Origin of the sequence: Martinezella lusitana (assembly GCF_016901135.1) — a bacterium.
Lineage (GTDB): Bacteria > Pseudomonadota > Alphaproteobacteria > Rhizobiales > Rhizobiaceae > Rhizobium > Rhizobium lusitanum_D.
Genome location: NZ_JAFEVL010000020.1, coordinates 151,240 through 170,122 on the forward strand (window position 1 = coordinate 151,240; position 18,883 = coordinate 170,122).

General features: G+C 59.8%; 19 protein-coding genes. 13 read left to right on the forward strand and 6 right to left on the reverse strand.

Annotation, left to right across the window (positions count from 1 at the left end; genetic code table 11):
* The first annotated feature begins 120 nt into the window (after positions 1 to 120).
* Positions 121 to 1,476, forward strand: a complete 1,356-nt coding sequence (locus JTP94_RS07860) for a bifunctional diguanylate cyclase/phosphodiesterase (RefSeq protein ID WP_204849969.1) — start codon at positions 121 to 123, stop codon at positions 1,474 to 1,476.
* A gap of 72 nt (positions 1,477 to 1,548) precedes the next feature.
* Here JTP94_RS07860 and JTP94_RS07865 read toward each other — a convergent pair whose 3' ends face one another.
* The 5 genes from JTP94_RS07865 to JTP94_RS07885 all read right to left on the reverse strand — a co-directional run bounded on the left by JTP94_RS07865 (position 1,549) and on the right by JTP94_RS07885 (position 5,779).
* Positions 1,549 to 2,166 carry a PRC-barrel domain-containing protein gene (locus JTP94_RS07865; protein ID WP_204849970.1) on the reverse strand — a complete coding sequence of 206 codons (618 nt, stop codon included), beginning with the start codon at positions 2,164 to 2,166 and terminating at the stop codon, positions 1,549 to 1,551.
* Positions 2,167 to 2,524: 358 nt separating this feature from the next.
* Positions 2,525 to 3,415 (reverse strand): SMP-30/gluconolactonase/LRE family protein, encoded by an 891-nt coding sequence (locus JTP94_RS07870; protein WP_204849971.1) that lies wholly within the window; start codon positions 3,413 to 3,415, stop codon positions 2,525 to 2,527.
* 3 nt (positions 3,416 to 3,418) lie between these two features.
* Complete coding sequence (locus JTP94_RS07875; protein ID WP_204849972.1) at positions 3,419 to 4,054, reverse strand: 2-dehydro-3-deoxy-6-phosphogalactonate aldolase; 636 nt, start codon at positions 4,052 to 4,054, stop codon at positions 3,419 to 3,421.
* Positions 4,054 to 4,986 carry a 2-dehydro-3-deoxygalactonokinase gene (locus tag JTP94_RS07880; protein ID WP_204849973.1) on the reverse strand — a complete coding sequence of 311 codons (933 nt, stop codon included), beginning with the start codon at positions 4,984 to 4,986 and terminating at the stop codon, positions 4,054 to 4,056. The genes JTP94_RS07875 and JTP94_RS07880 overlap by 1 nt, the downstream gene beginning before the upstream one ends.
* Positions 4,987 to 5,008: 22 nt before the next feature.
* Positions 5,009 to 5,779: an SDR family NAD(P)-dependent oxidoreductase gene (locus JTP94_RS07885; protein WP_204849974.1), complete on the reverse strand. Its 771-nt coding sequence runs from the start codon at positions 5,777 to 5,779 to the stop codon at positions 5,009 to 5,011.
* Between the two features lie 135 nt (positions 5,780 to 5,914).
* Here JTP94_RS07885 and JTP94_RS07890 point away from each other — a divergent pair, with 135 nt between their 5' ends.
* The 12 genes from JTP94_RS07890 to JTP94_RS07945 all read left to right on the forward strand — a co-directional run bounded on the left by JTP94_RS07890 (position 5,915) and on the right by JTP94_RS07945 (position 18,100).
* Positions 5,915 to 6,724, forward strand: coding sequence for an IclR family transcriptional regulator (locus JTP94_RS07890; RefSeq protein ID WP_204849975.1), 810 nt, complete (start codon positions 5,915 to 5,917; stop codon positions 6,722 to 6,724).
* Between the two features lie 322 nt (positions 6,725 to 7,046).
* The gene (locus JTP94_RS07895; protein ID WP_204849976.1) at positions 7,047 to 7,787 is read left to right on the forward strand and encodes a LuxR family transcriptional regulator; all 741 of its coding nucleotides are present in this window, start codon (positions 7,047 to 7,049) and stop codon (positions 7,785 to 7,787) included.
* 664 nt (positions 7,788 to 8,451) lie between these two features.
* The gene (apbC, locus tag JTP94_RS07900; RefSeq protein ID WP_204849977.1) at positions 8,452 to 9,600 is read left to right on the forward strand and encodes an iron-sulfur cluster carrier protein ApbC; all 1,149 of its coding nucleotides are present in this window, start codon (positions 8,452 to 8,454) and stop codon (positions 9,598 to 9,600) included.
* A gap of 414 nt (positions 9,601 to 10,014) precedes the next feature.
* A complete protein-coding gene (locus JTP94_RS07905) occupies positions 10,015 to 10,992 on the forward strand; it encodes a magnesium transporter CorA family protein (protein WP_204849978.1) in 978 nt (325 codons plus the stop codon).
* A gap of 53 nt (positions 10,993 to 11,045) precedes the next feature.
* On the forward strand, positions 11,046 to 12,911 hold the full coding sequence (locus JTP94_RS07910) for a potassium transporter Kup (protein ID WP_409456593.1): 1,866 nt from the start codon (positions 11,046 to 11,048) through the stop codon (positions 12,909 to 12,911).
* 169 nt (positions 12,912 to 13,080) lie between these two features.
* A complete protein-coding gene (locus tag JTP94_RS07915) occupies positions 13,081 to 14,262 on the forward strand; it encodes a cell wall hydrolase (RefSeq protein WP_409456594.1) in 1,182 nt (393 codons plus the stop codon).
* 307 nt (positions 14,263 to 14,569) lie between these two features.
* On the forward strand, positions 14,570 to 14,914 hold the full coding sequence (locus JTP94_RS07920) for an AtpZ/AtpI family protein (RefSeq protein WP_204849981.1): 345 nt from the start codon (positions 14,570 to 14,572) through the stop codon (positions 14,912 to 14,914).
* A gap of 79 nt (positions 14,915 to 14,993) precedes the next feature.
* Complete coding sequence (locus tag JTP94_RS07925) at positions 14,994 to 15,746, forward strand: F0F1 ATP synthase subunit A (RefSeq protein WP_034508423.1); 753 nt, start codon at positions 14,994 to 14,996, stop codon at positions 15,744 to 15,746.
* Between the two features lie 66 nt (positions 15,747 to 15,812).
* Complete coding sequence (locus tag JTP94_RS07930; protein WP_004109844.1) at positions 15,813 to 16,040, forward strand: F0F1 ATP synthase subunit C; 228 nt, start codon at positions 15,813 to 15,815, stop codon at positions 16,038 to 16,040.
* A gap of 78 nt (positions 16,041 to 16,118) precedes the next feature.
* Positions 16,119 to 16,712, forward strand: coding sequence for a F0F1 ATP synthase subunit B (locus JTP94_RS07935; RefSeq protein ID WP_204849982.1), 594 nt, complete (start codon positions 16,119 to 16,121; stop codon positions 16,710 to 16,712).
* Between the two features lie 3 nt (positions 16,713 to 16,715).
* Positions 16,716 to 17,207: a F0F1 ATP synthase subunit B gene (locus JTP94_RS07940; protein WP_204849983.1), complete on the forward strand. Its 492-nt coding sequence runs from the start codon at positions 16,716 to 16,718 to the stop codon at positions 17,205 to 17,207.
* 128 nt (positions 17,208 to 17,335) lie between these two features.
* Positions 17,336 to 18,100 (forward strand): phosphotransferase enzyme family protein, encoded by a 765-nt coding sequence (locus JTP94_RS07945; protein WP_246754725.1) that lies wholly within the window; start codon positions 17,336 to 17,338, stop codon positions 18,098 to 18,100.
* A gap of 25 nt (positions 18,101 to 18,125) precedes the next feature.
* Here the strand turns inward: JTP94_RS07945 and JTP94_RS07950 are convergent, their stop codons facing one another.
* Positions 18,126 to 18,785, reverse strand: a complete 660-nt coding sequence (locus JTP94_RS07950) for a ribonuclease HII (protein ID WP_204849984.1) — start codon at positions 18,783 to 18,785, stop codon at positions 18,126 to 18,128.
* Positions 18,786 to 18,883: the final 98 nt, after the last annotated feature.

Sequence of the window (18,883 nt, forward strand, 5' to 3'; positions counted from 1 at the left end):
GCAATGGTATAGCGCCGATGGCAAGTTATAGCTCACATCGAATGACTGTCACCCTGCCATCCTTTGTTAAGACTTAGCCCTCATGCTTTTCTCAGGGTGGAGAAAACGTCGGAATCGAATATGAAATCGGCTGAAATACCGCTTGGGCCAGTCAGTCAGGAATCGCAGGCAACGGCATATGCCGATCCGCTGACCGGATTGGGCAATCGTCATCGCATGCGCGAGCGCACGCGGCAGCTTTCGCTTGAGCGCGCCAGCGATCCCGCCCCCTTCACCATCGGCATCGTCAATCTGGATGCCTTCAAGCCGATCAATGATCTTTTCGGCGTCGAAGCCGGCGATGAAATTCTCTGCCAGGTTGCGCATCGCCTCAAGGCGTGCATTCCGGATGGTGCGACGGTGACCCGTCATGACGGCGACGAATTCGCCTTCGTCCTGCCGCTGGTCTTTGAGCGCGTCGGCGCCGAAAAATTCGGGCAGATGATCCGCGAGGTGCTGTCGGCGCCATACGATCTTGGCGACCGCAACGTTCGCCTTTCCGCCTCCTTCGGCTTTGCCATCCATCCCTTCGCCGGCGACGAATTCGACGATCTCCTCAAGAATGCCGAGACCGCGCTCTACCGCTCAAAGCGTCGCGGCCGTGGCCAGATCACCGTCTATTCCAAGGAGATCGCACAGGAGATGAAGCGCGCGACGCAGCTCGAGCAGGCGCTGCGCAATGCCATCATTTCCGATGTCATCGATGTGCATTTCCAGCCGATCGTTTCGCTCGCCAATAATATGGTTCTCGGTTTCGAGGCCCTGGCCCGCTGGAACGATCCCGATCTGGGCTTCGTCTCACCTGCCGTCTTCGTGCCGCTTGCCGAGGAGCGCGGCTTTATCGACGCATTATCCGAGGCCCTTTTGCGAAAGGCTGCCGAGGCTGCGCTGTCGTGGCCACGCGAGCTTTTCCTGTCCTTCAATCTGTCCTCGGCGCAGTTGATGGACCCGGGCACCAGCAGCAGCGTCCTTGCCATTCTCGCCCGCGTCGGCCTGGACCCGCATCGCCTGGAGCTTGAAATCACCGAAACGGCTGTCATGAGCTCGGCCGACACAGCGCATCGCATCATTGCCGATCTCAGGGCAGTGGGCGTGCGTATCTCCCTTGATGATTTCGGCACCGGTCAATCCAGCCTCGGCCGCTTGCGCGAATTCATCTTCGACAAGGTGAAGATCGATCGTGCCTTCGTCTCGCGCATGAATTCGGATAGAGCCTCCGAACATATCATCAAGGCGGTCCTTGCCATGTGTGAAGGGCTGGAGCTGCGCGTGGTCGCCGAAGGCATCGAAGAACATGCGGAAGCCGCAAAATTGAAGGCGCTGGGCTGTGCCATGGGGCAGGGCTATTATTTCGGCAAGCCCGTCGATAGCGTCGCCACGCTTCGCTATCTGCAGACCCATTATTTCGAAGCCGCCAGCGAGCGCGAGATCGCATAGGACTGAAAATATAATCCATAAAAACGGCGGCCGGTGAGGGCCGCCGCTTGTCCGTTTATCTGACTACCTGCGTTACTTGTTGGTGGTCGACGATGTCGTCGTGTTGTCCGTTGCCGGCGTTGTCGACGTTCCCGCCGAACTTGCCGCCTTTTCGGAAGCCTGCATCGCGAGCGTCTTGAACTCCGGTGCAGCCTTCAGCGACTCTGCCGTTTCGGTCGTCGTCAGCTTCATGGTGCCATCCTGAGCATTCTGGGTGGCGCTGATCTTGTCGAACGGTACGGCGACGTTCTTCTGGCCCATGCCGAGGAAGCCGCCGACGCCGACGACTGCGGCGACAACACCGCCCTGCTTCTGCAGTATCAGGTCGTTGATGCTGCCGATGCTTTCGTTCTGACCGTTATAAACCGACTGGCCCATATAGGTCTTTGCACTGATCTGGTCTGCCGACTGTTCGGTCAGATTACCGGCCTGTTCCGTGCCAGTCATGGCGGCGGGAGCCTGTGCCTTGGTCTGCGGAGCCGGGCTATCCGGCTTCGTGGCGTCGGGCGTGGCCGGAGCCGTCTGCGACAACGGTGCGCCGCTACCGCCGGTCGACGGTTGCTGCGACTGCGCAAACGCCATTGGTGAGAGTACGGATGCAGTGGCAAAGATTGCGCCTGCAGCGACGGAAGTGAAGAGTTTCCCAGTCATCGTGAACCTACCTTTCATTCTGATGGGCATGCTTTGAGAGGCGCATGCATACCAGCACGAGTGAAGCCTTTGTTTGCTGACCATCATCGTGCCGGTCTTAAAGGCAAATGGTTGAATGGGGCTTTGGTTCCGTTAAAAGTTGCAAAAGGCAAATGTACTCAAGCTACAGTCAAAGGGAATATTATGGAAAAACAATCTGTTATGTAGATGAAAAACAACCTTAAAGATATTGAGCGGGGTGTCGGCGACGGATCACATCCGCGCTGATCCCTGGCGACACATGGCTTGATGCATCACGGCGCTAATTCGTATTACAGGCACCGCCTTCACACCCGCAGAGAGCGAAGGCGGGACACAATCAAAGCTTGTATGGCGGATCGAAAACGCCCCTGACCGTCGCGCCAAGTTCCAGAAGCGCGCCGGCTTGTGGCTGCATGGAACGGGCCTCGTCATCAAGCCCTTCCCAGGCGGTCGTAACCGCCAGCCGATCGGCGTTCTTGCCGATGAAGGCGGGGCAGGAGGGCTGCATCGCGGGCACACGATAGCGCTCGATACGCAGGCCGTCCGGGCTGTACTTGTCGACGAAGCCGGAACCCCAGCGCGCGTTCCAGATATAGCCGTCGGCATCGCAGACCGAGCCGTCGAGACCGCCCGGGTCTTCCATGCTGTCGACCATGACGATCGGTTCGCCCACCGGCAGCCCCGTTTCCGCATCGACCAGCACGCGCATGAGCTGGCTGATGCGGGTATCGGTGAAATAACCGATCGTGCCGTCTGGCGAGAAGCAGATGGAATTTGGAATACTGATCTGGTCGAAGATCTTGGTGACCTTGCCGCCGGCGGCCACATGATAGATGGCGCCAGCCTGCGTCTCGGCACGCTTGCCCATGGTGCCGATCCACAGGGACCCGGAGACATGCGTGCGCCCATCATTGGAACGGTTCTCAGGCTTGTCGGCCTCGATCGCCGCATAAAAGCTCAGCTCGCCGCTGGCGATGTCACGCAGGAACAGCCCTTCTTCGGTGGCGATCATCTGCCGCTCCGCATCGACGCGGGCGAGCACGCTCGCCATCATCGGCAGCTCATGAACCTGCTTCTTGCCGGTCGGCAGATGCAGCTCGTGCAACTCCTTCCCGAGGATATTGAACCACCAGACCGTGTCCGTATCGGGATCGTAGGTTGGGCCTTCTCCGAGGACAGATGAAGTATTGCAGAGAATATTGCCCTGAAAATCATGAATATCGGTCACAGATCAGGCTCCTATGGCTGCGTCATAGGCATAGATGGTGGCTTTGGCGCGTTCGGCAACCTCTGCCGCCGTCATCCCCGGCTTGTAAAGGCTGGTGCCGAGACCGAAAGCCAGAACGCCGGCCTTGGTGTAATCAGCGAAATTCTTGTCCGAAACGCCGCCGACGGCAGCAATAACAAGCTCCGGCGGCAACACGGCGCGAATAGCGGTAATGCCGGAAGCGCCGAGCACACCCGCCGGGAAAAATTTAAGACCCGTGGCGCCGGCCCTTGCCGCGGAAAGCGCCTCCGTGGCGGTGAACACGCCGGGCATTGTCACCATGCCCTTGTCGCGGGCGCGGCTGATGATCGCAGGCTCGACATTCGGCGTGACGAGCAGCTTGCCGCCGGCGCCGTCCAGTCTGTCGACATCCTCGATGGTCAGCACCGTGCCGGCTCCGATCAGGCAATCGGCAGGCGCCATCTTGGCGGCGATCTTAATCGAGCGGAAAGGTTCGGGCGAGTTCAACGGGATCTCGATGGCCGTGAAGCCGGTCTCGATCAGAGCGCCGACGATATCAGCCGTTTCTTCCGGCTTGATGCCGCGAAGAATGGCAATGAGCGGGCGCTTCATGGGAGGGAAGGGAATGCGGGTGGTCATCAGCTTTTGCTTTCGTTCTTGAGCCAGATCGCTTCCGCCGCTGCGGAAAGGCCGCGACGGACAGCGGCATCGGCATCGATGGTCTTGTAGGAGAGAGATAGGGTGCGGAATGCATCCTCGTAGAGAGTCTGCAGGCGTCCGGAGGCGACGAGCATGATGGAAGCTCCCTGTCCGGCGGAAGCCAGGGCGCCGGCGATCTCGGCGCCGATCAGCGTGCCTGATATCAATGCCTGGGCGCCGGCAGCCGACAGCCCGTGCAGAAGCTGGCCGGAGCGGGCGGTGAACAGCAGACTGGTAGCGAGCGCCGGCTTGTCGAAAGCAGCCTTGAGGGCGACGTCGAAGGCCCCGGTATCGGCGGGCATGTCGGCGCTGCCGGCAACGGCATGCGACAGGATGCTATGCTTGGTGATGACGTCAAAGAGCTCGCCGGTCATGAAGGTCGAGAAACCCGTGACCTGGCCGTCGAGCACGCGCACCCATTTCGAATGCGTCCCCGGCATGCAGACGATTTGCTCGCCCTTCGCGTCGGCGGCAATCGCGCCGAGCAACTGCGTTTCCTCGCCGCGCATGACGTCAGGCGCTTGCCTGCTGCGTTGCGCCAGACCTGGCAGGATGCGAACGTCGCGCGACTGTCCGGGAACGGCGACCGCGCCGGTGAGAATGGCGGCAAGCGATGTCGGCGTGTCGATGTAGCCGGCTTCCACCCAGCCTTGGCGCGCTCCTGCCATGCCACAGACGATCACGGGAATATCCGCTGGGGCCGAGAGGGCATCCAGATGGGTCTGCAGCACCTTGGCAAAGCCGGCCTGGGCCGCCGTGGTCATGCCTTCGCCGCTACGGCGCTCCCCCAGTATGCTGCCGTCCTTGCCGATCAGCCAGAGCCGGAAACTGCTGGTGCCCCAGTCCACCGCGACATATGCGGGTTTAGTCATAAGAAAATGCTCCGATTCTTCACTAGAAAATGCCACCGTCGACGGTAATGGCTTGCGCGGTGATGCTGCCTGAGCAGTCCGAGGCGAGGAAAAGCACCGGGCCGATCAGATCGGCGGCCTTCAACACGCGCTTGAGGCATTGCCGCTCGACGGTCTTGGCCATGCCTTCTTCCGTCAGCCAGAGCTCAAGCTGTCTCTCCGTCACGATCATGCCGGGCAGAACGGCGTTGACGCGGATGTTTTCCGGGCCGAGGCGGCCCGCGAAACTCTTGGTCAGCCCGATAATGCCGGATTTCGCAGTAGCGTAGGAGGAAAGCGCCGGCGGGTTCATCTTGAAGACGATCGAGGAGAAGTTGATTATCGCGCCGCCACCGGCCGCCCGCATGCCGGGCGCTGCCGCCTGCGATACGAAGAAGACCTGCTTGAGGTTGATCGCCTGGCTATTATCCCAATATTCCTCGGTGGTCGTGTCGATATCGTGCCGGTCGTCCCAGGCCGCGTTGTTGACGAGCACGCGGATCGCACCGAGATCGGATTCGACCGCTGCGACGGTGCTCCTGATGGCGCCGACATCGCGCAGATCGGCGTGATAGAAGACGACGGGATGTGCCGACTGCGCCGAAAGCCGGGCGGCAAGCACCTTGCTCGGCTCTTCGGCAATGTCGATGAAGGCGACTTTCGCGCCTTGCCTGGCGAACCCTTCGACGAGTGCCGCGCCGATGCCGGAGCCGCCGCCGGTGATCAGCACGGTTCGATCCTTCAGATCGGGAAATTGTGCCTGCGTCTCGGTCAAGGTTTCTTCCCTCCCAGGATCGATGATATCTGTAGTTCCATTATTTGGAATGAAATTTGACTATATGGAATTATCGGATTACCCTTCCATCGTGTCAAGGATGCGGCGGCAGTGCCAGCGATAAATGAAGGGCGCATGGGTCTGAATTCGGATGGCGAAAAAGGGGATAGCCGCCGCGGCCGTGAAACCGGCACGCTTGGAAAGCTCATGGCGCTGGTCGACCATGTGGCGCTCGCCGATGGTCCGATGCGTTTCACGGACATCCTCTCATTGTCTGATCAGCCGCGTGGTACGCTGCATCGGCAATTGTCTCACCTCGTCGAGGAAGGACTTTTGGAGGTCGACCGTGACGGGCGCTACCTTATCGGCATCCGGCTTCTGAACCTTGCGTCGCGCAGCTGGGCGCGTAACGAATTCCGCGCCGTGGCCGAACCGCATTTGCGCCACTTGCAGGAATTGACCGGCGAAACCGTGCATCTCGGTGTCTTGCGCGGCTCCGAGGTCATCTATCTCGACAAGGTGGAAGGCCGACAGTCCGTGCGCATGTATTCCCAGATCGGCAATGCCTCGCCGGCCTATTGCACGGGAGTTGGCAAGGCGGCGCTCTCCGCACTGGACGATCTCGATCTCGCCGGGCGGATCGCCGCTCTCGAGTTTCGACCCTACACCCAGCATACTCATCGCAATGCCGCCCGGCTGCTTGCCGATATCGTGGAGATCAGGGTGCGCGGCTATGCCTTCGATCGCGAGGAGCACGAGAGCGGCATATGCTGCGTTGCCGCACCGATCCGTGCAGATGATGGCGGTATGCTGGCGGGCGTCTCGGTGACCGGTCCGGCCTATCGCGTGACATCGCAGAAATTGCAGCAATGGGCGCCCCTGGTGGTGGCCGCCGCCGATTCGATCATGACGGATATGCGCAACCGGCTGGGTCCGAAGCGATAGCTCGACATGTTTTCCGCAAGTGGCCGCTGAATTGCATTGAATTAATGCTTCAGGCGCTGGGCCTTAGCAAAATTGCACGCTTATCTCGAATTTGCTTGTTGAGAAGCGCGTAAGAACTGCCATTATCCTCGCGTGACTACTGGGCGCGTGAAGGGGTTTGGTGAAATGACGACCGGACATCGTAGTAACGAGCGTTGAGGCGGGCGAGATCCTGAGAAAATTATATTTGAACAAGTGCCGGCTACCGACGTTGGTACGATGACCTCCCGGGGCCAAGAGACGGAAATTTCGTATTTTTCCCTTTTTTACATAAAGAAGACTGATGATGGCGGCATTGGTGCAGGTGGGAACGTCTCCTCGCGGCGAGGATTACATCGACGAAGTCAGCAGGCTGAAGACCCAATTCGATGTGTTTCGGTTCATGAAGCGATTGACGGAGGCCTATCGTTGCCGGGCCTTCATGGTCATCAATCTGCCGCCGATCACCTCCTTCGAGTTACAGAGCAATTCGGTGATCAACAACTGGCCGGCTGAGCTTCTGTCCATCTATGATCAGGAAGTGTTGTTGCCGACCAGCCCGGTGTTGCAGCGCTTGCGCACCTCGACGTTGCCCTTTGTCTACGAGGTCTCCACGAGCCCGAATAGGGAAGAGAGCAAGTCGCAGCTCGCGGTCGCTTTGTTCGAGCGTTTTCGCATGACACGCTTCATCTACCTGCCGGCCCATGATGTGTCAGGCGTTCGCGGAGCGGTTTCGCTGGCAGGCGATCGCGAGCTTTTCTCGCGCGAAGAGGTCAAGGATCTCTTCTACATTGCAACCCATGTCTTCGATCGGCTTGCAGAGATCCGCAATCTCGACGTCCGCGTTGTCGATGCACTCACCGATCGCGAGATCGATTGCCTGAACTGGACGGCGGCCGGCAAAACCAGCGCCGAAATTGCCGAAATCCTCACGCTCTCGGAACATACCGTCAATCACTATCTGAACCGGGCCACCAAGAAGCTCGATACCGTCAACCGCACGCAAGCGGTTGCCAAGGCGCTCCGCGTCGGGCTGATAAAATAGGCCCCATTCGTGGACATCGGTCCGAGCGGATATTTTGTTTCGCGAGCGATCGACGGCCGAGCTGCTCCCAATTGAACGAAATTCAGGCAGCATCCTGAGCGAATTTTGTGCGCTGCAAATAAAAACTGATGGAGCGCTTTGCGGCGCTTCGCCGCTTAATTGGGCGTATCTTCCTCAAGTATTTGAAAAATATAGACTTATCTGTCTTTGACGAAATTGGCACGCTTCCTGCTTGTTAACAGACAGAGGTCCAGAGGGGACTTTGATAACAGCGCCGATCAATGCGCGCGGATCAAACAACCGTCGTCGATGCCATCGCCTTAGCTTCTCCCGGCGAAAGGTATCGGCGGCGGTTGTTGCTTATTTGGCACGCTGATCAATTCGGTAGGGTTGAAAGCAAGATTTTTGCGACGTCGCCCTACTTCTTTCCAAACTTTGCTTTATGCCGGCCCGCACAAATGTCTTTCGTCTTGGGAGAGCGTTGCGGCTGGTAGGGTCATAGACCCGGCGGACCTGCTGGCCGCAACGGATGACGCTTTTTGTCGAAGCCGCCCTGAATTTCGTTTGGCGAAGCCCTCTCGCTCCACTATCTAAGCCATAGAGATTCCGGAAGGCGCGCGACTTGATGCCTTGCTCCGGATGAAGATTGCGCAGTGAGGATGGAATGGCAGACATCACCAAGGAACAGGTGCTGGAGACGCTGAAGACGGTTCGCGGCCCGGACCTGGAGCACAGTATCGTTGAGCTCGGCATGGTGTCGGATGTCTTCATTTCCGATGGCAAGGTCTATTTCTCCATCACTGTTCCTGCCGAGCGCGCCAAGGATCTTGAGCCGATGCGCCTTGCGGCCGAGCGCGTCATCAAGCAAATGCCCGGTGTCAAGGGTGCCATGGTGGCGCTGACCGCCGACAAGAAGGCCGGCGCCCCGGCGGCTCGCCCGGCGCCGCCGCAAGCTGCCCCGCATACCCATTCCCATCCGCATGCCCCGCAACAGCCGCCCCGCGCCGCCAAGATCGGCGTTCCGGGTGTCGGCGCCATCATCGCGGTCGCGTCGGGCAAGGGCGGCGTCGGCAAATCGACGACGGCGGTCAATCTTGCGCTCGGCCTGTTGGCCAATGGCTTGCGCGTCGGCATCCTGGACGCCGACGTCTACGGCCCGTCGATGCCGCGCCTGCTGAAGATTTCCGGTCGTCCCACCCAGATCGATGGCCGCATCATCAATCCCATGGAGAATTACGGTCTCAAGGTCATGTCGATGGGCTTTCTCGTCGAGGAAGAGACCGCGATGATCTGGCGCGGGCCGATGGTTCAGTCCGCGCTCTTGCAGATGCTGCGCGAGGTTGCCTGGGGCGAGCTCGACGTGCTCGTCGTCGACATGCCGCCCGGCACGGGTGACGTGCAATTGACCATGGCGCAGCAGGTGCCGCTTGCCGGCGCCGTCATCGTCTCCACCCCGCAGGACCTGGCATTGATCGATGCGCGCAAGGGCCTCAACATGTTCCGCAAGGTTGAGGTTCCCGTCCTCGGCATCGTCGAGAACATGAGCTATTTCATCGCTCCGGATACGGGCGCGCGTTACGATATCTTCGGCCATGGCGGTGCGCGCAAGGAAGCCGAACGCATCGGCGTGCCCTTCCTTGGCGAAGTGCCGCTGACCATGAGCATTCGCGAGACCTCCGACGCCGGCACGCCGCTCGTCGCCGCCGAACCGGAAGGCGTCGTCGCCGGTATCTATCGCGAGATCGCCGCCAAGGTCTGGGCACAAGTGGCCAATACACCGCTACGCGCCGCGCCCGCCATCGTGTTTGAATAATTCACAGCGGCATATCCGCTTTCTCCGTCGCGACGGATTGTCTTGCCGGCATCGTGTGCTATGACTTCGCAGAATTCGGGAATCTGCGGTGAAAGCGCGCAATGAAGAGGTTGTGACTTGATTCTTTGCGAGCTTTGCTGCATATGCGCCGCCGGCGTGGAACTGGTCGGGCATGTCCGATGACCGCCCTCCGCCGATCGGTGGTTTTATTTCGTCCGACTAGGCTGGGTCGCCAGGACGGACGAAGGATTGGTACAGCAGCGCAATGGAACATGGACACGGATTCCCGGCCGGACCGGCGGGATACGACCGGAGTTTTATGAGTTTTTTTCATTGGCCATTGGTGGGATCGCGGCGAGTGCGTGCAAAACGCCTTGGCTGTAGCTTTGTCTCCGCTGCTCTGGGAGCCAGCAGTTGATAACTGCCCATTGCTCAGATTCAAAGCCACTTGTGCTTTCCGACCTTTCGGCTGCCGCTCACTTGCCCGACAATGTGATCTGGATTGACATGGTCGATCCCACGCGCGAGGAAGAAGCCAACATCGAGCGCCTGCTTGGGCTCGAAGTGCCGACGCGAGAGGACATGAAGGATATCGAGCCGTCGAGCCGGCTCTATGTCGAGAACGGCTCGGTTTTTCTGACGGCCTCGCTATTGTGGAAGGCCGATACCAATCTGCCGATGCTGACCGACGTCGCCTTCATCCTGACGGGACATCGGCTGGTGACGATCCGTTATGCGCAGCCGAAATCCTTCGCACTGTTCATCGCGGCTCTGCCGCGCATTCCCCAGGAGCGGCGTACCGGTATCGCGCTCCTGACCATGCTTTTGGAAACGATCGTCGACCGTACCGCGGAGGTCCTTGAACAGACGGTCTCCGGTATCGATATATTGTCGGCGCATGTGTTCGGCGATCGCGTCAAGAAGATCCGCCGCCCTGCAAACTATCTGGAAGAGAAGCTCAAGGACATTGCGGGCTACCATCGTACCATCAGCAAGGTGCGTGACAGCCTGAGTTCTTTGTCGCGGCTGCTGACCTTCCTTCATACCATATCCGCCATGCAGCAGGACCATGAGGCCAAGGAATTGTGCCGCAATGTCTCGCGGGATGTGCAATCCCTGTCGGAGCATGCATCTTTCGTCGCAGGGAACATTACGTTCCTGCTGGATGCATCGCTCGGACTGATCAATATCGAGCAGAACACCATCATCAAGATCTTCTCGATAGCATCTGTTGTGTTTCTGCCGCCGACGCTCGTGGCATCCGTCTATGGCATGAATTTCGAGCTTATGCCCGAACTGCATTTCGCCTTCGGATACCCGGCCTCGTTGCTGCTGATGGTCGTATCCGCCATCGTCCCGTTTTTCTTTTTTCGCTGGAAAGGCTGGCTCTGAGAGTCTAGTGGTCCTGAATGTCTAACCAAACCGATCATTCTCCCGATGGGAAAATGAACCCTCGTAAGCTTGCCTACCTCGCCCTCGGATCGGTCGGCGTGGTCTATGGTGACATCGGCACGAGCCCGCTCTATGCCTTTCGCGAGGCACTGAAACCGGTGGCCGTCGATGGCCTGACGCGCAACGAAGTGATCAGCGTCGTCTCGCTGATGTTCTGGGCGCTGACCATCATCGTCACGATCAAATATGTCCTTTTTCTGCTGCGCGCCGACAATGACGGCGAAGGCGGCACGCTGTCGCTCCTGGCGCTGTTGATGAAGACGGCAAATGGCCATACCGCCATCCTGATGCTGCTCGGATTGCTGGGTGCCGCACTTTTTCTCGGCGACGCGATGATCACTCCGGCGCTCTCGGTGCTTTCCGCCGTAGAGGGTCTGAAGCTGGTGACGCCGCAGCTGTCGGCCTATATCGTGCCCATATCGGTTGCGATTCTGGCGCTGCTCTTTGCGATCCAGTCGCATGGCACCGGCGCCGTCGCCCGCTTCTTCGGCCCGATCACGGCGCTCTGGTTCATCATGATGGGCGTCGTCGGCATCATGCACATCTCCGATGACTTCGGCATTCTCGCGGCCCTCAATCCCTGGTATGCGGTGAACTTCCTCATCAAGGAGGGCTTTCTTGGCGTGGTCGTGCTCGGCGCGGTCTTCCTGACCGTGACGGGCGCGGAAGCGCTGTACGCCGACCTCGGCCATTTCGGCCGCCGGCCGATCCAGTGGGCCTGGTTCGCGCTGGTGTTTCCGTCGCTGACGCTGAACTATTTCGGCCAGGGCGCTTTGGTGCTGCGCGAACCGCTTGCCATGTCGGATCCCTTCTTCCTGATGTATCCGCGCTGGGCCATCCTGCCGGTGGTCATCCTCGCCACCATGGCGACGATCATCGCCAGTCAGGCTGTTATAACAGGCGCTTTTTCGCTCACGCGTCAGGCGATCCACCTGGGCTTCCTGCCGCGCATGGAAATCCTCTTCACCTCCGAGACCAATACCGGCCAGATCTTCCTGCCGTCGGTCAACGCCGTCCTGTTCTTCGGCGTCATCTTCCTGGTGCTGAGCTTCAAGACCTCGGATGCCCTGGCGACGGCCTACGGTATCTCGGTCACCGGTGCGATGGTCGTCACCTCGATCATGGCTTTCGAGTTCGTCCGCGTTCGCTGGAATTGGACGCTGCCCATGGCTATCGCCGTGCTGGCGCCGCTGGTGCTGCTGGAATTCGTCTTCCTTGGCGCCAACCTGCTGAAGATCCACGATGGCGGCTATGTACCGGTGCTGATCGCAACCGCCTTCACGGTGATCATGTGGACCTGGCGTCGCGGCACCGCGATCCTCATGGAAAAGACGCGGCATACCGATATCCCGCTGTCATCCTTCGTCAGCTCGATCGAGCGCAAGAGCGATCATTCGCCGGCGCACGTGCCGGGCACGGCGATCTTCCTGACCAGCGACCCGGAATCCGCGCCTGCCGCGCTGCTCCACAATCTGAAGCATAATCACGTCCTGCACGACAAGAACGTCATCCTGACGATCCGCACCATCAACAAGCCGCGCGTCGCCCAGGAAGACCGCTACTCGGTCGAGAAGGTCTCCGACCGCTTCTCGCGTGTCGAGCTGCGTTTCGGCTTCATGGAATCGCAGAACGTCTCGCAGGCGCTCGCGACCCTGCGCAAGACGGGCCTGAAGTTCGACATCATGTCGACCTCCTTCTATCTCGGGCGCCGCAAGCTGGTGCCCGATGCCAAGTCGGGCATGCCGCACTGGCAGGATCGGCTCTATATCGCGCTTGCCAACGCCGCGACCGACCCGTCGGACTACTTCCGCCTGCCGGCCAACCGCGTGGTGGAACTGGGCTCGCACGTCATCATCTGAGGCAGATGCTATCGCTATTTTGTCAAAGGCCTGGTGGATATCCGCCGGGCCTTTTTCTTTCAGGCTTTCGCTTTCCCATTGATGAGCGCGCCTTTGCGCGAATTAACCATCCATCAAGGTTAATGGGAGATTATTCCGGCTCTTAGTTCCGAGTGCCGTTTGGAGTCCGGTGTTGTCTCGTCCGCCTCATATCAGCCGAAAATTGCGGTTTCTTCCAAAAAATTGGATATCTCCAGCCGTCTTCGGGCTTTGCGCCTGGCTGATCTTTCCATCGACGGCTGCCTACGCCGATCTCGCCGGCCTGCTTTCGGGTATCGACAGGGAGGGCAGCAACTGGCGCATGGTGATCACCAACTCGCCGGCGGGCTCCACCCACCAGGCAGAACTGGCCTTCGGCGATGCAAAGACGGCGGCGGCCGTTGGCGATGGCGGTCTCGTGATGCCCGATGGCCGCCGCGTAGCCTTCCTTTCCGAGCAGAAGGGCAGCGATCCCCGGCCGGATGAGGAGCGCATCAATCGTCGGGACAAGAAGGGCCGGGTGGTTTCCGTCGCGCCGATGTTGCCGCCGAAGGATTTTTCCGCAGGCTCTGTGCTGCAGCGGCAAAGCATGCTGTTTCGGCAGGAATCGGACACCGGCGAGCGGACCGCGTTCCTGAAGCCGAAACTCGGCGGCAAGGAGATCCAGATTGCCACCGCCTTCTACAAGAAGCAGCCGCCGCAGCCGGACGACGGTGTGCCGACCTATCTGGCGAGCCTGGTCACCAATCAGAATGCCGATGTTTTGGCCGCCGCCTATGCGTCGCCGGCGCCGGACTATGCCCGGACTTCGCCTTTCGATTCCATCCTTGCCAAGGATCAGGATGGCGAGGGCCGTTTCGTGCCGCAGATTGGGCCGAAGGATCATCCCTGGGCCGCCAATGTCCTGCCGCCTTCGGTATTCTCCTCCGATGAGCAGCAATGCCTCGCCACGGGCATCTATTTCGAGGCGCGCGGGGAATCGGTCAAAGGGCAGGCGGCCGTCGCCCAGGTCATTCTCAATCGCGTCCGCAATCCGGCCTACCCCAAGACCATCTGCGGCGTCGTCTACCAGAATGATGACTGGCACAATGCCTGCCAGTTCTCCTTTGCCTGCGACAGCGTCAAGGACCGGGTCAACTCACCGGAGCATTGGCGCATCGCCCGTCAGGTTGCCATGGCCGTGACCGCCGGCAAGATCTGGCTTCCGGAAGTCGGCTCAGCCACCCACTATCATGCTGTTTATGTCAGGCCGAAATGGGCGGCATACATGGTGAAGGTCGGCCGCATCGGCATGCACATCTTCTATCGCACCTATGGCGGCGGATGGAGCTGACGCGATCGTGCCGGTGAATTGAGGCGCCTTGAAGCCTCATGGCTGGCAAAAAAGCCACAAGAAACTGCGGGCTGAAGAGGATTCTTCGGCTCAGTTTCCGCCCGGCAAGGCTTCTTTAGCGTAAACTCATGATTTAATTGGGCTAATTAATGGCTGGACAGATGGTGTCTACGCCTTGACTATGCTTTTTCCTAAAACTATGTTGCGCGCGACTTCAAAACGGGCCGAAAGGTGGCGAAACCTGCCGTTCGTTTACGCGTTGACCGGGGAAATGGGATACGCGCAACGAAAATGGGAGGATGTCACCATGACGGATGATCGCGACGAAAGTCTGGAAAAGCGGCGTGCGGAGCTGGGAGCCGAACTGGCAAGCAAGCGCGCTGCGGTGAGAGAGGATGAATCGGGGGAGGTTCGCGCCGAGGTAAGCCGCAAGGGCTACGCTCAGGCGATGAAGCTTTCCAGTGAATTCATTGCTGCCATCATCGTGGGCGCTGTTCTGGGCTATGTCTTCGACCGTTTTGTCGGTACGGCGCCGTGGGGCATGATTATTTTGCTGCTTCTCGGATTTTGTGCCGGCGTGCTGAATGTGCTGCGCTCCGCGGGCAAGGTGGCGACACCGGGGCTCGAGGAGCGTGGGCCAGATAAGAAATGAGCGGAAACAACGCCGGGGGCGCTGTTTCCAAGTAAGAGGCATCCGTTCGGCAGAGCGGAAAAATGAAAGAGAACAAGCGGTGGCAAACGGACCTACCCATCAGTTCCTGATCTTCAAGATTATCCCGATCGATATCGGTGGAATTGATTTTTCGTTCACCAACGCTTCCTTGTTCATGGTCGCCTCCGCAGTGCTCTCTGCCGGCTTCCTGTATTATGCCAGCGCGCCGCGCGGCGTCATTCCGACGCGGGCTCAGTCCGTGGCGGAAATGGCCTACGAGTTCATCGCCTCCATGTTGAAGGAAGGGGCGGGGACGAAGGGAATGAAGTTCTTCCCGCTGGTCTTCTCGCTCTTCATGTTCGTGCTGACGGCCAATCTGCTCGGCATGGTTCCTTATTTCTACACCATCACCAGCCAGATCATCGTCACCTTCGCGCTGGCGCTCCTGGTCATCCTGACGGTCATTATCTACGGTTTCATCAAGCACGGTTTCGGCTTCCTCAAGCTCTTCGTGCCGCAGGGCGTCCCGGGCATTCTTCTGCCGCTGGTGGTGATCATCGAGATCATCTCCTTCCTGTCCCGGCCGATTTCGCTCTCCGTTCGTCTTTTCGCCAACATGCTCGCCGGCCATATCACGCTCAAGGTGTTCGCAGGCTTCGTCGCCTCGCTCGGAGCTCTTGGCGCGCTTGGCATCGGTGGCGCCATTCTTCCCCTCATCATGACCGTCGCCCTCACCGGTCTCGAATTCCTAGTCGCCTTCCTTCAGGCTTACGTCTTTGCGGTACTGACTTGCATGTACCTCAACGACGCAATCCACCCGGGTGGCCACTAAGGATAAAGACATTGGCGTCTAAGGGCGTCAGTCATTCACCGCACAACCATTTCAAAGGAGTTCAACATGGACGCGGAAGCAGCAAAGTTCATCGGCGCAGGTTTGGCTTGCTTTGGTATGGCCGGCACGGCTCTTGGCCTCGGCAATATCTTCGGCAGCTACCTGTCCGGCGCACTGCGCAATCCGTCTGCCGCTGACAGCCAGTTCGGCCGTCTGGTATTCGGCTTCGCCGTTACGGAAGCTCTGGGCATCTTCTCGCTGCTCATCGCTCTCCTCCTGCTCTTCGCCGTCTGATATCAGCGGCGTCATAGATCACGGTTCGCGAGCTGCGAGCCGTGATTCTTTGTATTTGCAGACCACCTGGAGGTGAGCATGTTTGTGACCCCGGCATACGCTGACGAAGCACCGCCGGCCGCCGGCGAGGTGCACACGGAAACGGGTGCGCCCGAGCAGGGCCATCACGCCGGCGTATTCCCGCCGTTCGACCATACGACCTACGCGTCACAGCTGCTTTGGCTGGTGATCACCTTCGTTATCTTCTACGTGGCCATGCAGAAGATCGTCATTCCGCGCGTTGGCAGTATCCTGGAGAGCCGGCATGACCGTATCGCCCAGGATATCGAGGAAGCCTCGCGTCTGAAGGCTGAAGCCGACGCTGCTGTCGCGACCTACGAAAGCGAATTGGCCGCTGCGCGCGCCAAGGCAAATTCGATCGGCGCCACCGCCCGCGATGCCGCCAAGGCAAAGGCCGAGGAAGATCGCAAGGCAATCGAAGCAAGCCTTTCCGAGAAGCTCAAGGCCGCTGAGGCTCGCATTGGCGAGATCAAGCAAAAGGCTTTCGGCGATGTCGGAGCGATCGCGGAAGAGACGGCTGCTGCCGTCGTCGAGCAGCTGGTCGGCAACGTCGCCGGCAAGGCTGATGTCGCTTCGGCCGTTGCCGCAGCATCCGCCAAGCGGGAGGGTTGATCCATGACATTTGCTCTTGATGAAACTTTCTTCGCTTTTGTCGCGCTTCTCATCTTCATCGGCCTGATCGTCTATCTGAAGGTTCCGGGCATGATGGCGAAGTCGCTGGACGACCGTGCCGATCAGATCCGCAACGAACTGGCAGAAGCAAAGCGCCTGCGCGAAGAGGCCCAGCACCTGCTGGCCGAATACCAGCGCAAGCGTAAGGAAGCTGAAGCAGATGCGGCGAACATCGTTGCGGCTGCCGAGCGTGAAGCTCAAATGCTGACGTCGGAAGCCCGCAAGAAGACGGAGGAATTCGTCGCCAACCGCACGGCGCTGTCCGAGCAGAAGATCAAGCAGGCGGAAGTCGATGCGATGAAGGCGGTTCGTTCCGCTGCCGTCGACCTGGCAATTGCCGCTGCTGAATCCGTGCTTGCGCAGAAGACCGGTGGAAGCGTTCAATCGGGCCTCTTCAACGACGCAGTCAATGAAGTGAAGACCCGGCTGAACTGAGCCCGAGAGATCGAAATTCAAAAGAGCCCCGCTTCGGCGGGGCTTTTTTGTTTCTGCCTCCTGTCTTCCCGGTGTTTGACTAAGACCGCCTTCCGCATCTAGATCATTTGAGCGCGCGGGGAGGGTAGATGCAGATGTTGGACAGTGAGGAACCGTTTCGTCAGGGCGATCACATCCTGCGGCCGGTTCGCCCATGGACATCAAGCGTTCATGCCCTGCTGGCCGCCTTGCGGCGACATGACTTCGCTGCGGCTCCGCTGCCGGCTGGATTTGATGCGGTCTGGGAGAAGGTCACCTATCTGCCCGGAACCACCGGCGATCTCGATGACAACGTCGAAATGCGCTCCGAACTGGCCTTGCGGTCGGCAGCATCACTCCTCCGTCGCTTTCACGATTGTTCCGCGCTGTTCCTGCAGGACCTCGCACCAAACTACACATGGCAGCTGCCATCCCGCACGCCAGGCGAAGTCATCTGCCATGGGGATTTCGCACCCTATAATGTCGTGCTGAATGACGGCAGGGTGACTGGCATCATCGACTTCGAGACGGCTCATCCCGGCCCTCGGTGCTGGGATCTGGCCTATGCCGTCTATCGCTGGGCGCCGCTGTCCTTAGGCATCGGGGTGGAAGGCTTGGATGGGCTGGACAACCAGATCCGGCGTGCCCGCATCTTTGCCGATGCCTATGGGATGTCGGCTGCAGAACGCCGGTCTCTGCCCGATACCGTCGTCGAACGGCTCGAAGCGTTGCTGACATTCATGGAGAAGCAGGCGGAGTGCGGCGTCGAGCGATACCGCCGGAACCTGCAGGATGGGCATGACCAAATTTATCGTCTGGACATAGCCTACGTCACCCAATGGTCGGCGGAGATCATGGCAGGGCTGGCCGAGTGAGAGAAGGTAGCGACACGCTGCTGTCTCAGACGGCTTCTTTCTTCAGAGGCCGAAAGGTCATGCGGTGCAGCGAGCACGGCCCATGCTGCTCGATACCGGCGCGATGCTGTGCCGTTCCATAGCCGGCATGAGCTGCGAAGCCATAGGCGGGAAAGACAGCACCTGCCCGGGTCATCATCCGGTCGCGCGTCACCTTGGCGACGATCGAAGCGGCGGCGATCGAGAAGGAGCGCGCATCGCCCTTGACCACGGCCTTTCCGGGGCAGGCAAGGCCCGCTGGCACGTCGAGACCATCCGTCAATACATAGCTTGCCGGCATCGCCAGACCGCAAATGGCCCGGCGCATCGCGTCGAGGCTTGCCTTGCGAATATCCGTCGTGTCGATGCGTGTAGCACTCGAGGAAGCAATGGAGACGGTTGCCGTCGCGAGGATTTCGACAAACAGCGCTTCTCGCCTAGCGGCGGTGAGCTGCTTGGAGTCGTTCAGCCCCTGCGGGATTCGCTCGGGATCAAGGATAACGGCTGCTGCGACGACAGGTCCTGCCAGAGGTCCACGGCCTGCCTCATCGGCGCCCGCGACTGGCCAGTGTCCGGCGCGGCGGGCGATCAGTTCCAGCTCGAAGGTCGGAATGATCGGCGCTTCGTCGAAAAGCATGGGAGAATCGGGTGATGTGCTGCGTGGCATGCGGCGAAGCTCGCACACCACCCGATCTCCTGCAAGCCCCCGGTGGATCAGGGCGGCGAACCTGGGGGGCTCTCTTCCAGCGGGCACAGGGAAAAACC

Coding starts and splice junctions, on each gene's coding strand:
- JTP94_RS07920 (WP_204849981.1), top strand. CDS start 14,570: ATGACGGATGATCGCGACGAAAGTCTGGAAAAGCGGCGTGCGGAGCTG.
- JTP94_RS07910 (WP_409456593.1), top strand. CDS start 11,046: ATGAACCCTCGTAAGCTTGCCTACCTCGCCCTCGGATCGGTCGGCGTG.
- JTP94_RS07945 (WP_246754725.1), top strand. CDS start 17,336: ATGCAGATGTTGGACAGTGAGGAACCGTTTCGTCAGGGCGATCACATC.
- JTP94_RS07860 (WP_204849969.1), top strand. CDS start 121: ATGAAATCGGCTGAAATACCGCTTGGGCCAGTCAGTCAGGAATCGCAG.
- JTP94_RS07930 (WP_004109844.1), top strand. CDS start 15,813: ATGGACGCGGAAGCAGCAAAGTTCATCGGCGCAGGTTTGGCTTGCTTT.
- JTP94_RS07895 (WP_204849976.1), top strand. CDS start 7,047: ATGATGGCGGCATTGGTGCAGGTGGGAACGTCTCCTCGCGGCGAGGAT.
- JTP94_RS07935 (WP_204849982.1), top strand. CDS start 16,119: ATGTTTGTGACCCCGGCATACGCTGACGAAGCACCGCCGGCCGCCGGC.
- JTP94_RS07865 (WP_204849970.1), bottom strand. CDS start 2,166: ATGACTGGGAAACTCTTCACTTCCGTCGCTGCAGGCGCAATCTTTGCC.
- JTP94_RS07890 (WP_204849975.1), top strand. CDS start 5,915: ATGGGTCTGAATTCGGATGGCGAAAAAGGGGATAGCCGCCGCGGCCGT.
- JTP94_RS07880 (WP_204849973.1), bottom strand. CDS start 4,986: ATGACTAAACCCGCATATGTCGCGGTGGACTGGGGCACCAGCAGTTTC.
- JTP94_RS07950 (WP_204849984.1), bottom strand. CDS start 18,785: ATGCCACGCAGCACATCACCCGATTCTCCCATGCTTTTCGACGAAGCG.
- JTP94_RS07940 (WP_204849983.1), top strand. CDS start 16,716: ATGACATTTGCTCTTGATGAAACTTTCTTCGCTTTTGTCGCGCTTCTC.
- JTP94_RS07875 (WP_204849972.1), bottom strand. CDS start 4,054: ATGACCACCCGCATTCCCTTCCCTCCCATGAAGCGCCCGCTCATTGCC.
- apbC (WP_204849977.1), top strand. CDS start 8,452: ATGGCAGACATCACCAAGGAACAGGTGCTGGAGACGCTGAAGACGGTT.